The 12,939-nt window shown below is 61.9% G+C and carries 15 protein-coding genes; 6 read left to right on the forward strand and 9 right to left on the reverse strand.

Going from position 1 to position 12,939, the window contains the following annotated elements; all coding sequences use genetic code 11:
- The first annotated feature begins 158 nt into the window (after window positions 1-158).
- A complete protein-coding gene (locus tag AS9A_RS24375) occupies window positions 159-335 on the forward strand; it encodes a hypothetical protein (protein WP_013808165.1) in 177 nt (58 codons plus the stop codon).
- A 12-nt stretch (window positions 336-347) separates the two neighbouring features.
- Here the strand turns inward: AS9A_RS24375 and AS9A_RS16180 are convergent, their stop codons facing one another.
- The 4 genes from AS9A_RS16180 to AS9A_RS16195 are packed head-to-tail and all read right to left on the reverse strand — an operon-like array spanning window position 348 to window position 4,556.
- Window positions 348-797, reverse strand: a complete 450-nt coding sequence (locus AS9A_RS16180) for an NUDIX domain-containing protein (RefSeq protein WP_049793929.1) — start codon at window positions 795-797, stop codon at window positions 348-350.
- Window positions 790-1,842, reverse strand: a complete 1,053-nt coding sequence (locus tag AS9A_RS16185; protein ID WP_013808167.1) for an ABC transporter ATP-binding protein — start codon at window positions 1,840-1,842, stop codon at window positions 790-792. The genes AS9A_RS16180 and AS9A_RS16185 overlap by 8 nt, the downstream gene beginning before the upstream one ends.
- On the reverse strand, window positions 1,843-3,492 hold the full coding sequence (locus AS9A_RS16190) for an ABC transporter permease (RefSeq protein ID WP_013808168.1): 1,650 nt from the start codon (window positions 3,490-3,492) through the stop codon (window positions 1,843-1,845). It abuts the gene before it with no gap.
- Entirely contained in the window at window positions 3,489-4,556 is a 1,068-nt protein-coding gene (locus tag AS9A_RS16195; protein ID WP_013808169.1) for a thiamine ABC transporter substrate-binding protein, read from the reverse strand. Before AS9A_RS16195 ends, AS9A_RS16190 begins: the two co-directional genes overlap by 4 nt.
- Window positions 4,557-4,660: 104 nt before the next feature.
- Here AS9A_RS16195 and AS9A_RS16200 point away from each other — a divergent pair, with 104 nt between their 5' ends.
- Both AS9A_RS16200 and AS9A_RS16205 read left to right on the forward strand, forming a co-directional pair.
- On the forward strand, window positions 4,661-4,954 hold the full coding sequence (locus tag AS9A_RS16200) for a 4a-hydroxytetrahydrobiopterin dehydratase (RefSeq protein ID WP_013808170.1): 294 nt from the start codon (window positions 4,661-4,663) through the stop codon (window positions 4,952-4,954).
- Between the two features lie 227 nt (window positions 4,955-5,181).
- Entirely contained in the window at window positions 5,182-5,937 is a 756-nt protein-coding gene (locus tag AS9A_RS16205; RefSeq protein ID WP_013808171.1) for an Rv1157c family protein, read from the forward strand.
- 137 nt (window positions 5,938-6,074) lie between these two features.
- Here the strand turns inward: AS9A_RS16205 and AS9A_RS24380 are convergent, their stop codons facing one another.
- Window positions 6,075-6,230 carry a hypothetical protein gene (locus tag AS9A_RS24380; RefSeq protein WP_013808172.1) on the reverse strand — a complete coding sequence of 52 codons (156 nt, stop codon included), beginning with the start codon at window positions 6,228-6,230 and terminating at the stop codon, window positions 6,075-6,077.
- A 201-nt stretch (window positions 6,231-6,431) separates the two neighbouring features.
- Here AS9A_RS24380 and AS9A_RS16210 point away from each other — a divergent pair, with 201 nt between their 5' ends.
- Entirely contained in the window at window positions 6,432-7,964 is a 1,533-nt protein-coding gene (locus AS9A_RS16210) for a sodium-dependent transporter (protein ID WP_013808173.1), read from the forward strand.
- Window positions 7,961-8,068: a methionine/alanine import family NSS transporter small subunit gene (locus tag AS9A_RS23405; RefSeq protein ID WP_083826575.1), complete on the forward strand. Its 108-nt coding sequence runs from the start codon at window positions 7,961-7,963 to the stop codon at window positions 8,066-8,068. Before AS9A_RS16210 ends, AS9A_RS23405 begins: the two co-directional genes overlap by 4 nt.
- Window positions 8,069-8,108: 40 nt before the next feature.
- On the opposite strand, the gene AS9A_RS16215 is transcribed toward AS9A_RS23405, so the two are convergent.
- Together AS9A_RS16215 and AS9A_RS16220 are read right to left on the reverse strand one after the other, a co-directional pair.
- Window positions 8,109-9,227 (reverse strand): aminotransferase class V-fold PLP-dependent enzyme, encoded by a 1,119-nt coding sequence (locus AS9A_RS16215; RefSeq protein ID WP_013808174.1) that lies wholly within the window; start codon window positions 9,225-9,227, stop codon window positions 8,109-8,111.
- Window positions 9,224-10,465: a mannosyltransferase gene (locus tag AS9A_RS16220; protein ID WP_148262491.1), complete on the reverse strand. Its 1,242-nt coding sequence runs from the start codon at window positions 10,463-10,465 to the stop codon at window positions 9,224-9,226. Before AS9A_RS16220 ends, AS9A_RS16215 begins: the two co-directional genes overlap by 4 nt.
- Before the next feature lie 211 nt (window positions 10,466-10,676).
- On the opposite strand from AS9A_RS16220, the gene AS9A_RS16225 reads away from it, so the two are divergent.
- Window positions 10,677-11,432, forward strand: a complete 756-nt coding sequence (locus AS9A_RS16225) for an SIR2 family NAD-dependent protein deacylase (protein WP_013808177.1) — start codon at window positions 10,677-10,679, stop codon at window positions 11,430-11,432.
- Between the two features lie 151 nt (window positions 11,433-11,583).
- Here AS9A_RS16225 and AS9A_RS16230 read toward each other — a convergent pair whose 3' ends face one another.
- Both AS9A_RS16230 and AS9A_RS16235 read right to left on the reverse strand, forming a co-directional pair.
- A complete protein-coding gene (locus AS9A_RS16230; protein ID WP_013808178.1) occupies window positions 11,584-11,793 on the reverse strand; it encodes a PspC domain-containing protein in 210 nt (69 codons plus the stop codon).
- A gap of 108 nt (window positions 11,794-11,901) precedes the next feature.
- A complete protein-coding gene (locus AS9A_RS16235; RefSeq protein WP_013808179.1) occupies window positions 11,902-12,924 on the reverse strand; it encodes a DNA polymerase IV in 1,023 nt (340 codons plus the stop codon).
- Window positions 12,925-12,939 lie beyond the last annotated feature (15 nt).

A 12,939-nucleotide genomic window follows, 5' to 3' on the forward strand; every position in this document is an offset into this window, starting at 1 on the left:
GAACCCAGCAAGGATAGCCGGACTTCGCCGATTCCGCGGAATCGGCGTATCTCGCCGGTGCAGACGAAGTTGATCTAGTTAGGTGATCCTTCGCTAATTGGGTTACCCTGACCTCACTACGACGTTGGGACGCAGTCAACCCCCTGGAGAGTTTGCGTATGGGCAAGGTGAAGGCCTCGAAGGTGAGCAGCCTCAAACCTAAGAAAAAGTGCTGCCGCAGCAAAACACGCTGCCTGCGCTGCCCTTATGTCGTCGCGAAGATGAAGAAGTACGAAGCTGCTGGTGTCTCAGGCGGCGAACTGAAGAAGTGCCTGAAGAAGGCTCGCGCTGCCTGAGATTCCCGTGCTTCACACATGCTCCCTCATCGATCTGACCAGATCGTCGATCCAGACCCGATCGTTCGGCACGAGATCAGCGTCACGCAGTTCTCCTACGGTGAACCACCGGATATCGGCATGCTCTAGCGGCCGCGGCTCACCTGCGATCAGCTGCACCAGGTAGGCGCGCAGCACGTACCTTTCGCTGTCGGCACCTGTAGCCGCAAGGTGGACGTCCACACCGATGCGCGGGCCGATCGCGGTTGTTACCCCGAGTTCTTCCTCCAGTTCCCGCCGCAGCGCTTCGGCGGGCAACTCCCCGTCATGGACTTTGCCCCCAGGCAGCTCCCACAGACCGGCGAGCTCCTCCGGGTAAGTACGTTGTGCCAGCAGGATTGATCCCGCCGAGATGATGGCCGCCGCCGCCACCTCCTGGGCGTGATCCTCACCTGCATGCCCGGAGAATCGTTCATCAGACATGGCTGCCTGCACGGACGTCGGATACGACACCGGCACGACGGCCATCCAGACCGAGCCTGACCGAATCTCCAGGCGTAACGGAATCATGCAACGTCCCCTTTGCAGAGAACTCGCCCTGCCCCTCGATCACGACGCGCAGTCGCAGCCCATCGGGAAGGACAACCACGGAACTCACCGTGGCGCTGATCGGGCCGTGCCGTGCGAGGACGAGCGAATCGCTCCCAAGTGCGAGCTCCGCTGGGCCGTCCGCGGCGTCAACGCCGACCGCACCGAGTGCACAGCGTGCGACGCCGTGCTCCACATCCGCCGGAATGAGGCTCGTGTAACCGAGGAAAGCCGCGACATCGCGGTCCGCCGGGCCGCTCCACAATGATCGCGGCTGTGCGATCTGCCGGATATTCCCACCGATGATCACCGCGATCTGGTCGGCGAGGAAAGCGGCCTCCGCTTGATCGTGAGTCACCACCAGCGCAGGAGTCGACGATTCCGCAACCACGCGCCGGATATCTGCGGCGAGGCGGTCCCGCAGGCCCTTGTCGAGCGCTGACAACGGCTCATCGAGGAGCAGAAGCCGCGGCCTCGGAGCAAGCGCGCGAGCCAGCGCGACACGCTGTGCTTCGCCGCCGGAGAGCTGATCGACTCTTCTCCCCCCGTAGCCTTCGAGACCCACCATTTCCAGCAGCTCGTGCACCCTCCGGCGGCGAGCTTCTCGCGGCATCGTGGCTTTCTCGCCAGGACGGCGGATCGCCAGCCCGTATTCGATGTTGCCCGCCACGGTGCGGTGTGGGAACAGCTGCCCGTCCTGGAAAACCAGGCCGATATTCCGGCGGTGGACTGGCAGTCCTGAAAGATCGGCGCCATCGAATTCTATTCGTCCATTTGCCAGCGGCTCGAGTCCCGCGATGGCGCGCAGGATCGTCGACTTTCCAGACCCTGAGGGACCGAGCAGTGCCATGATCGACGGCTGTGCCGGGAACGTCAGGCTCACGTCCTCGACAGCGGCGACGGCGCCGTAGCGAACCGTCACTGAGTCAAGAACTAGCATTTAGAACTCCCCCACATCGCGAATCCGGACGATCTCGATGATCGTGACGACGGTGGCCGTCACAGCCACCAACAGCACTGCGCCCGCTAGTGCGACCGACGCGTTCTCGGCTCCGGGGCGGGCAATCAGTCGCCCAATGAGAACCGGGAGCGTGGGATCACCAGCGCGCGCTAAGAACGATGTTGCCCCGAATTCCCCGACAGTGACAACAAACGCGAATCCGGCCGCTGCCGCGATGGAGCGCGCGACGAGTGGAAGATCGATGGTGAACCACACTCGCACCGGGGACGCGCCGAGCACCGCCGCACCCTCCCGCAGACGGGCGTTCACCGCCCGCATTGCGGGCAGCACAATACGCACTACCAGGGGAATCGCTACCAGCGCCTGTGCGATCGGAATGAGGATGGCCGAGCTTCGCAGGTCCCCGGGGAGTCGCCCCAGGGTGATCAGAAAACCGAATCCCACAGTCACGGCACTGATGCCGAGGGGAATGAGAATGGCGCCATCCGCAATCCACGCGAAACGTCCGCGCGCTTGCGCGATGGCAATCGCAGCTAGCACTCCCACGACGAGGGAGAGGATCGCCGCGTCCGTCGCCGTGCGCAGTGACAACAGTGTTGCATCCACACCACTCACGCCGTCTCGGGTCTGGGCAAGCAACCGGTAGCCCTCGAGGCTCCATTCGCCGCGCGGGCGCAGTGACCGCACGAGCAGCGCACAGGGGGGAACAATGAGCAGGCTCGCGACCAGAGCGAGGACCGCGCCCACGCCGATCCACTGACGCCCTCGCGGTGTGCGCGCCGTCGAGTCCATTGGCCGCAGCGACAGCGCGCGCTCCCGGCCGCGCCGCGCGAGCGTCGCGACCGCGATCGCACCCGCAATCGCCAGCATCTGCAGCAGTGAGAGCACCGCCGCCATGCGCAAGTCGAATACTTGAACCGTTTGCAAGTAGATTTCTGTCTCCAGCGTGCGGTACCGCGTTCCGCCGAGCACAAGAACGACACCGAAACTGGTGGCGCAGAAGAGGAACACAACCGCAGCCGCAGACACGATTGCCGGTGCAAGAGCAGGGACGGTGACCGTGCAGAACGCGCGAGCGGGCGATGCTCCGAGACTGCGTGCCGCCTGCTCTGTACGGGGATCCAGATGAGCCCACACCGAACCAACAGTGCGGGCGACGACCGCCACATTGAAAAACGCGTGGGCGAGCAAGATCGCCCACACCGTGCCATCCAGGCCAGTGAAACCGAGGAGGCCGCCGTCTGAGAAAAGTGCGCGGAACGCGATACCAACCACAACCGTAGGCAGAACGAAAGGCACTGTCACGACCACTCGCAAGAGCGTGCGCCCTGGGATGGCTACCCGTGCGAGCAGCCACGCCACTGGCAGACCAGCAGCGAGCGTCAGCACCGTCGACGCAGCAGCCTGCCCCACAGTGAATGCGGCAATATCCCAGACCGAGGCCCGGCCCAGCAGTTGCACCGTACCGAGCGGGTCGAATTGCCCGCTTTCGTCGACAAGACCGCGATACACGATCGCAGAAACCGGCCAGGCAAAGAAGACGGCCAGAAAAATGACCGGCCCTGCGCCGATGAGCAGCGCCGGCGGCAAGGCACGGCGCCGGCGCTGCTCCTTCGTGCTTGCGGTCATCCCAGCACAATGTCACGCCACTGCGTGATCCATGCGTCCCGGTTGGCTCCGATCTTTGCGGGGTCCATCGTTATGGGCGCATCGGGTTTCGGCGCATATAGGTCGAAAGCTTCCGGCAACGGTGTGCCCTCCACGGCCGGAAAGACGTACATGTTTTCGGGGAACGCGCTCTGCACGTCCGCGCTGAGCAGGAACTCGATCACTTGTTCTGCACCGTCCGGGTTGCTTGCGCCCGCAAGCACCCCGGCATATTCGACCTGCCGGAAGCACGTTTCTGCGAGTGCACTCGTCGTTGGTGCGGCACCATCCGGTCCGGCTTCCGCGGGCGGAGACGACGCGTAGGAAACGACAATCGGCCGGGGACCTGCCCCTTCGGAGCCGGAGAAGTCCACATAGTAAGCCTGCGTCCAGCCGTCGGCGACACTGACGCCGTTGTCGCGCAAGCTGGTCCAGTAATCCTGCCACCCCTCTTCGCCGTACTCCTCGATGGTCGCTAGCAGGAAGGCGAGGCCCGGCGAAGACGTCGCGGGGTTTTGCACGACCGTCATATTCTCGTATTCATCTGACAGCAGGTCATCAAGGGTTTCAGGCTCTGCGATACCCCGTTCAGCGAAGTAGCGAGTGTCGATGTTCAGGCAGACGTCGCCGTAGTCGATTGGCGTGAGCGCCAGAGAATTCGGGTAGCGCAGGTCGTCGGGCACGCTGATCGACGGTTCATAGTCCGCGAAGACATCGGCGTCCACTGCACGTGAGGCGAAAGTGTTGTCAACGCCGAACACGACGTCGCCGAGTGGATTGTCCTGGGTCAGTACCAGACTCGTCACCAGTTCACCGGCGTCGCCCTGCGCGCGGTGATCAATCCGGATTCCTGAGTCCTCCCTGAACTGCTCGAGCAACTCGGCAGGGAGAGTAAAGGAGTCGTGAGTGAGCAGGACGACGGTGTCGTCCCCTCGCTCATCCTCGCCGCCGCCGAGGACCGTACACCCCGAAAGCGCAGGCACAAGCACAAACAGTGACAGGATGCTGAACCTGCGCCGCGCGCGGTTGCACTGAGCCGATGTCATTGCTATCTCCATAGCTCGGACTCTAGCTTCCTCGCAGGAATGAATCGGACCGATATTGGCCATCACCACCACGCAGCCCCAGTCGGCTGAGACAATCTCACACCATGGCACACGTACTCGAGGACAAGGACGTAGACACTGCCCTGGAAGCTCTGGACGGGTGGAGTCGTTCCGGCACAGCTATCAGCAGGACCATCACCCTTCCCAGCTTTCCCCGCGCCATCGCGTTCGTGAGTGCGGTTGCGGAAGTGGCGGAGGACAAGAACCATCATCCCGACATTGACATCAGGTGGCGCAAAGTCACTTTCACGTGCAGCACACACTCCGAAGGCGGAATTACCCAGCTCGATCTTGATTTGGCCCGCACGATCAACGACCTCGCCGCAGAGCAGGACTGATACAGAAGTGCTGGAAGTCACATATGTGACTGCTGAGGTTGCGAATTAGAAATGATTCGGCACCCCTACAGCCAAGAGTTAATAACGCTCCGGATAACCCCTCTCCTGTAGCGCACAACAGCTGTGAATATGAAGCACGAAATGGACCGTTGGACCCATACCCGTGGCTAGTTAGACCAGCCGCGGAGTTTCAGCGGGACGATCCCGACTTGGAGGACGGAACCACAGTGCTTCGAACCCGCAAAGTGCGTAATGCAGTGGCGGCGCTGACCATCTCCGTTGCCGCAGTTCTGGCTATGCCGGGATCGGTTACGGCACAAAACCCGCCGCCCATTCCCCCCGATCTCAATTTCCTCGAGATTCTGCCCGCCATCATCGGGTCAGCTGTGCAAGGTCCCAAATCCGGAGTCGAGGCTCGTGATGAACTCCTCGACACTCTCGGCGGCCTTCTCTCCCAGCCTGGCGTACCGAAAGAAATGGCGGTAGGGGCCGAGCGGATTGTGTCGTTCATCAGCGCACCCGAACCCGGCTCACCCGGCGGCCCCGCAATCCCCACGGACGGGCCACCGATTTCCCAGTTCCTTTATCCCACCATGGGGTTTGACTGCCTTGGCGCTGGCCAGAATTCGATCGCGACGGCGCTCGCGGTATCCGGCCCCCAAGCGTTGCCGCTCCCCGGCCCGAAGCGCCGGGAGGCAGCTTTCGTCTTCACAGCTCTGGGCACTGGCGGTGCCACCGATCACAAGCCGCATGACCCGCTGACGGTTTCATGGCTCAACCTCGACACCAACCGGGCAGGCTCCGCCCAGCTCGACCGCTCGGCCGGAATCAACCCAGACGGCCCGGCAACCCTCACCGCGATCGAGCGAACCGGTAGCGGTCGCGTCATCGCGACGATCCATGGAAGCATGACCCACGCCGGACCCAGTGGTCACACGACGTGCGGATTTGCCCCAACAGTCGGCTTGCTGACCGTTGAGTAGCGAAACCCAATAAGCTCGCGGAACAACCGCTGTCCGGATGGTCCCTGTGGGTGCGCCAGGCGCCTCACAGGGACCTCACATTTGCAACAGCGGTGCTAGCCACCGGGGCTTCGCCGGCAGCTTCGACCATGTCCGCACTATGGGCGCTCAGAGAGTTCCTGCTGATAGTCGCGGATGCGTCCCGCGATCTCGTCAGCCTCGGCCTCGCGGCCGTCCTTCCGGGCCTCGGTCTCGCGGACGCGCAACTCCCGGATTGCCGTGCGGATATCGTTGATGCTCGTCACGTGATCCATACCACAATGATGCCCGTTCTTCGGTCGCAATTCCACACTGGGCGGTATCAAGATCGGTTCAGTGCCGTGCGAATCGATTTGGCAGCAGATTGCTACCAGCAGCTAACAATTCGCTGCTTTCGGCTATAGCTCGGAGCGTCCGTCGATTACGGTATTTGATATGACATTGTCCACTTAACGGGCAGTACGGAAAGAGCCGACATGGACGCACAGCGTGAAGTGTGGAGCGCACGGTCTGTCTTCATCCTCGCCGCAATCGGTTCAGCGGTAGGACTCGGAAACATCTGGCGTTTTCCCTACGTCGCCTACACCAATGGTGGCGGCGCGTTTATCATTCCTTACCTGATCGCACTGCTGACAGCTGGCATTCCCCTGCTGTTCTTTGACTACGCGATCGGTCACAAATTCCGGGCCTCACCGCCACTCGCCTTCCGTCGGATTAGCCGGTGGGCCGAGGGGCTTGGCTGGTGGCAAGTCGGGATCTGCTTTGTCATCGCCGTCTACTACGCCGTGATTATCGCGTGGGCGGCCCGATATGCAATATTCTCGATCGGCGAAGCCTGGGGCGATGACCCCGAGGGCTTCTTGTTCGGCACCTTCCTGCAACAGGAAGACGGCGCACGAGTCGGATTTGACCTCGTGCCCGGGGTCGCAATCACTCTGCTGCTCATCTGGATCGCCACCCTAGTGGTCCTCGCATTCGGTGTGCAGCGTGGCATCGGATCGTCCGCACGGATCTTCGTTCCGTTGCTGGTTGTGCTGTTCCTCGCCCTCGTCGTCCGCGCCCTGTTCCTCGATGGTGCTGTTGAAGGCCTCAACGCGTTCTTCCAGCCGGATTGGTCGATCCTGACTAATCCGACGGTGTGGATCGCGGCATACGGTCAGATCTTCTTCTCACTGTCTATTGCGTTCGGCATTATGATCACCTACGCCTCGTACCTGAAACTGAAGACCAACATGACCAGTTCAGGTCTGGTGGTCGCATTCTCGAACAGTAGTTTCGAAATCCTGGCGGGCATCGGCGTTTTCGCAGCGCTCGGCTACATGGCCGCTGCTGCCGCCGTTCCAATCGACGAGGTGGTCGGAGGGGGCATAGGCCTCGCGTTCATCGCATTCCCCCAGATCATCTCCGCAATGCCTGGCGGCTCGATATTCGGTGCCGTGTTCTTCACATGCCTCGTGTTCGCAGGTTTCACGTCGTTGATCTCGATCGTGCAGGTTGTGATCGCGGCGGTCGAAGACAAGCTCGGCATGAGTCGGCTTACCGCTGTCGCGATCGTCGGCGGTTCGATGACCGTCATCTCGATGGCACTGTTCCCCACCACCACGGGCGTCGGTGTGCTGGACGTAGTCGATAAGTTCGTCAACAATCTCGGCATAGTCGGCGTGGCGCTCGTAGCGATCGTCAGTGTGATCTGGTTCCTGCGGCAGGGACCGGCATTCGCTGAACACCTCAACGCAGTATCGTCATTCCGCCTCGGAATCATCTGGCGTATCTGCATCGGCGTCGCAACACCGGTCGTACTCGCATACATGCTGATCAGCGAGATGATCACGCTGGTGCAAGATGGTTACGAAGGGTACCCGGCAAGCTTCGTCCTCGGACTCGGCTGGGCTGTTCAAGGCGCCCTGATCGTCATCGCAATTGTGCTTTCGATGACACCGTGGCGGCAAGGCACCGATCTGACTCCACCCGAGGCCACTAAGTTCATCAAACAGGGAGGTTCCCGATGAACGCGTCCGCAATGATCATGATGATCGTCACGCTCGTCATCGTCTGGGGCGGGCTTGCCGCCAGCCTCTTCCACCTGTTCACTCATCCTGACGAGGGTGAGTGAACGCACCACCTGAAAAGGGCGGCGCCATTGCGCCGCCCTTTTACGTCTGCCTCAGGGCCTCAGCCAGACGGTCGAGGTCGCATGCGCGCACATCGACATGAGGACTGATGCGCAAAACAGCGCTGCGAGCTTGAAGCGGGGCACGCTCAGGCCCTGCGTAGGTGGCGACGATACGGCGCTCTGCCGCACTCCCGGAGGCGAGGGACTCCCGAAAACCGAACAGGTCGCTATCGGTCCATCCGACGGGCGGGCGGAGTGTCGTTACCGCCGAAGGCTCATCAGTCTGCTCAATCACTGACCATCCGCCAATGCCATCGAGGCGGTGCCGCGTGAGTTCCCCGATCGCGCCGAGCCTTTCGCGAACCTTCTCAGGCCCCAGACTGAGGTGTTCGGACAGCGCGACTGCCAGTCCGACGCGACCAGCTATGTTTGCCTCGTGCGACTCCAGTGCTGGCATACCATCCGGAAGCAAGCCTGGACGTACGGCGATGAGTCCGACACCGCGCGGGCCACACAGCCACTTGCGGCTCGTGGCATAGACCGCGTCCGCATCGAAAGTGGTCGGCAGGTGAGCAATGCCTTGCGCGGCGTCAACCACAAGAGGAACACCGAACGCACGGCAGATCGACGCGATCGGAGCCACGTCCAGCACCACACCGCGATGTGACGGGTGCACACACAAATGCACCATCGCGGGCCGTGTCGTTTCGATGCGAGTGGCCACCGCCGAGACGTCTATATGACCCGCTTCGTCCGCAACGGGCAACTGATCGACGACCAGACCGAACATGCCGAAAAGACCGAGATTCGGGCCGTACTCACCTGGGGCGACAAGCACAGTGGAGCCCCTGGAAACTTGCATTCGTGTGAGCAGTCCAGCCAACGCACCCGTTGCGCTTTCCGTGAACTGCACGTCGCTGGACGCGAACCCCAGCAAAGCAGCTGCCGCTGACCGTCCCTGCTCGATGGTATCGGCGGCCTCGGCCTGAGCGATGTATCCGCCCAGACGAGCTTCACGATCGAGGTGGTCAGTCATCGCCCGGAGCACGGAACGACTCGCCCTGCCGGCAGCAGCCGCGTCCAGATGAATAACGTCTGGTGGCATGCGGTCAGCGGCGAAAGCGTCACCAAGCTCTGGATACGGAAGCACAAGCGTCACACAGGAAGGCTATCCCGATCGGAGTGCTGTGGCTTTGGAGCGCGCCGCCCCGCGAAAAGGACCGTCGCGAATACCGCGAGCGCCCCGACAACGTAGACGAGAGCGACCCACACCAGCGCATAAGGCTCGACCGTCGACCAGATCGTGGGTTGCGCGAAGCTCAGCACCCAGGGAACACCAATCAGCGTCACAGCTGTCCAGAACAAAGCCAGCAGCCGCGCGAGGCGGAGGTCCCGGAGCGGGCCGTACACCAGCCACATCACCAACGGGATAACCCACACCCAATGGTGCGACCACGAAACTGGAGACAGGAGCAACCCCAGTATCTGAACGATGAGCAGCGTACCGAGCCTGTCGCCCTTAGTCAGCTGACGCCACGCCATGAAAGCAAGGACACAGCAGGCGACGACGAGCACCGCCCAGACCACCCGCGCCCACTCGTCGGGCACGCCGAAACGGTGCACGGCTCCAAACAACGATTGGTTCCATACTGACGCCACTGGTCCAATCCGGTCCGCATCACCGAAATAGGACGCGAAGTACTGTCTGGTCTCATCGGGGATAAGCAGCCAGCTCAGACCAACCGTGCCGAAGAACACCACGCCGGAAAACGCTGCGGCACCGTAACGCCGCCTAGCGAGAAAATACAAACCAGCGATCGCGGGTGTGAGTTTGATGCCTGCTGCGATTCCGACGAGTGCGCCGCTCACCCACCAGCGATGGCTCGCCACAGCCAGCATGATCAGGAGCACGAGGTAAACATTGATCTGCCCGTAGTCGAGCGTGGTCCGTACAGGTTCCGTCCATAGACCCACCGCCGTCCACAGCATCGCTTCGCGCACCCGCGCGGAATTAGCGGCAGGGCCCGTACCGAGCAGCATTCGCTGTGACAGCCGCACAATCGCGTACAGCGCGGCGGCGATTCCGAGCTGCCACACGACCGCCAGAGCACTGAAAGGCACCAGGCTCAACGGGAAGAAAACGATCGCTGCGAAGGGCGGGTACGTAAACGGCAACGGAAACTCAGGGGTGTTCTCCGAGTACCTGAACGAGTAGAGGTCACCAGTCAGCAGCTGACTAGCCCCGTCGACGTACACATGAAGATCGAGGAAGTTGGTCGCGTTGGGTACGAGCAGCGTCCACGCTAGGCGCGCCGCGACAGCGATAACCAGAATCACAGGTGCCCAGCGGAGCGCACGGGCGAGGAATGACCGGCGCGTCACCTCAGCACTCGTCACCCCATACCCCCGCGCTCGGCCGCACGATGCTCCGTGCGGCTCAATTTCTGCTGTACTCGCTGCATAAACTTGTCGTACTGTCCTTGCCACGGTAACGGAGACAGCCCGTCCTCTGGGGTATGCAGTTGGCGAGATCACGGTGACCAAAGACGATTTCCGGCGTATGCAACGAAACGGGCGACAGGGATACCGACCATGAAAGGAACATGCGGTGGCAGCCTGCTCATCGATTCCTGACTTCGCGCTACAGGTGGTGAAAAAAGCTGACAGAATCACCGTCCTAAGCGGCGCTGGAATGTCCGCGGAAAGCGGTTTGCCTACTTTCCGTGACGCTCAAACAGGCCTTTGGGAGCGTTTCGATGCCGCTGCTCTCGCAACACCCGAGGCGTGGAACCGCGATCCGGAATTCGTCTGGTCGTGGTACATGTGGAGGCATCATCTCGTCCGGGCCACCGCCCCGCACGCCGGCCACCTCGCAGTGGCGCAGTGGGAGCACAGCGCGGACGTCACGATCGTCACCCAGAACGTTGATGACCTTCACGAACGGGCTGGCAGTTCTCACGTACACCACCTGCACGGCAGCTTGTTCCATTTTCGCTGTGCGCAGTGCTCATTCGCCTATTCAGACGAGGTCGATGACTCCGAACCACATGAATCTCCGCGTCGCCCACCACGATGCCAGCGATGCGGGGGCCTGATCCGGCCCGGCGTGGTGTGGTTCGGTGAGATGCTTCCCAGCGAGCCGTGGGAGGCCGGTGTACAGGCCGTTGACTCCTGCGACGTGCTGGTCGTCGTCGGAACGTCCGGCCTCGTGTACCCGGCGGCTGGACTCCCACAGATCGCGCACGAAAAGGGCATACCTACGATAGAAATCAACCCAGATGAAACGCCGCTAAGCCGGGAGTGCACCGTTTCACTTCGGATGAGCGCCGCAACAGCGCTGCCAATTTTGGCCCGATCGCGTTAGCGGATTCAGAAGATTTTGGACGCCCCCGTGTCGCATAAACCAAGGAGTGAAAGAAGCCTGCACGGGGGCGCACGGACAACGTTACGCACCTCTGTGCAGGCAATCTTGGGATAGGTGACGATTCTCAGAGACTTCACAGTTGAAGTGTGAACTACGCCGCCCAGCTCTGGTTGATGCCTTTCGGCTCGGATGGAATGAAGAGCCACAATACGAGGTAGATGAGGAACTGAGGGCCTGGCAGCAAGATCGAAAGCACGAACACTAGCCTCACAATGTTCGGGTCCCAACCGTAGTGCCGGGCAATCCCAGCGCACACACCACCAATCCAGCGGCCCTCACGTGCACGAGTCAGCTGTGCCATGAATTTCTCCCTCCTCAGGGGCTTTCGCCCTAATCTCTATCTCGAAGGTACTCACCCAGGACACCCGAGCGCATCAGGAAAGACCCCGAACCGCACCCCGAGGTTTTCTCATTCCATTTCTGCGCGCACTCCAAGGAGCCGCACCGGGCGGTCAAGTGGAAACAGGTCGAGTACGGCGAGGGCAGCCTTCTCGACCTCCCCCAGGTCACGTGTCGGCTGCGGCAGCTTACGGGCATGAGTCCTCGTGTAAAACGTCGACGTCCGGACGGTCACCCCTACACGAATGATTCGGCGATCCTCCGCGAGCGCTGCCTCGCCCGCACTGCGCGCAAGCTCAGCCGTTCGCACCGCGATATCCGCGCGGTCAGTCAGATCTTGCGGGAATGTCCGGGAGTGACTGTGGGAACGTGCAGGTGCTGGCTGAGTCACGATCTCCCTGCCACCGAGCCCGCGTCCCAGAGCCACGAGCCACGGACCCGTCGTCGGACCGAAACGACTCGCGAGTTCGAACCGATCGGCGGCAGCGAGTTCAGCGACCGTCACCAAGCCGGCCTCAGCAAGCTTCTGCGACGTTTTTCGCCCTATCCCCCACAGCGACTCCGTTGACCTGTTCCCCATGACCGCCATCCAGTTGTCGACGGTCAACTGGTAAACCCCGGCAGGCTTAGCGAAACCGGTAGCCACCTTGGCTCGAAGCTTGTTGTCGCCCACACCAATCGACGAAGCCAGCTGGGTGCGCTCCGCGATCGTCTGACGGATCTGCTCCGCCAGAGCAAGCGGATCGTCAGACTCAGCTCCGACGAATGCCTCATCCCAGCCGAGCACTTCCACCGGCAAACCCATGTCACGCATCGTGCCCATCACCTCGACCGAGGCATCCTCGTAGGTCGCAGTATCGGATGGGAGGAAAACCGCGTCAGGGCATTTCTTAGCCGCAGTGCGCAGCGGCATCCCAGCGCGCACGCCATACGCGCGCGCCTCATACGATGCGCACGCTACGACTTGGCGGGGACGCTCAGGATCTCCCTCACCGCCGACAATAACCGGGACGTCTCTGAGCAGTGGGTCCCTGCGTTTCTCGACAGCAGCGAGGAACTGGTCGAGATCGACGTGCATGATCCAGTAGTTCATCAAGGCCACTCAATG

The sequence above is a fragment of the Hoyosella subflava DQS3-9A1 genome, from assembly GCF_000214175.1.
In the GTDB taxonomy this organism is placed as follows: Bacteria; Actinomycetota; Actinomycetes; order Mycobacteriales; family Mycobacteriaceae; genus Hoyosella; species Hoyosella subflava.

What these genes read in the sequence shown, in the direction of transcription:
- AS9A_RS24375 (WP_013808165.1), top strand. Translation starts at nt 159, where the DNA reads ATGGGCAAGGTGAAGGCCTCGAAGGTGAGCAGCCTCAAACCTAAGAAA.
- AS9A_RS16180 (WP_049793929.1), bottom strand. Translation starts at nt 797, where the DNA reads ATGTCTGATGAACGATTCTCCGGGCATGCAGGTGAGGATCACGCCCAG.
- AS9A_RS16185 (WP_013808167.1), bottom strand. Translation starts at nt 1,842, where the DNA reads ATGCTAGTTCTTGACTCAGTGACGGTTCGCTACGGCGCCGTCGCCGCT.
- AS9A_RS16190 (WP_013808168.1), bottom strand. Translation starts at nt 3,492, where the DNA reads ATGACCGCAAGCACGAAGGAGCAGCGCCGGCGCCGTGCCTTGCCGCCG.
- AS9A_RS16195 (WP_013808169.1), bottom strand. Translation starts at nt 4,556, where the DNA reads ATGACATCGGCTCAGTGCAACCGCGCGCGGCGCAGGTTCAGCATCCTG.
- AS9A_RS16200 (WP_013808170.1), top strand. Translation starts at nt 4,661, where the DNA reads ATGGCACACGTACTCGAGGACAAGGACGTAGACACTGCCCTGGAAGCT.
- AS9A_RS24380 (WP_013808172.1), bottom strand. Translation starts at nt 6,230, where the DNA reads ATGGATCACGTGACGAGCATCAACGATATCCGCACGGCAATCCGGGAG.
- AS9A_RS16210 (WP_013808173.1), top strand. Translation starts at nt 6,432, where the DNA reads ATGGACGCACAGCGTGAAGTGTGGAGCGCACGGTCTGTCTTCATCCTC.
- AS9A_RS23405 (WP_083826575.1), top strand. Translation starts at nt 7,961, where the DNA reads ATGAACGCGTCCGCAATGATCATGATGATCGTCACGCTCGTCATCGTC.
- AS9A_RS16230 (WP_013808178.1), bottom strand. Translation starts at nt 11,793, where the DNA reads ATGGCACAGCTGACTCGTGCACGTGAGGGCCGCTGGATTGGTGGTGTG.
- AS9A_RS16235 (WP_013808179.1), bottom strand. Translation starts at nt 12,924, where the DNA reads ATGAACTACTGGATCATGCACGTCGATCTCGACCAGTTCCTCGCTGCT.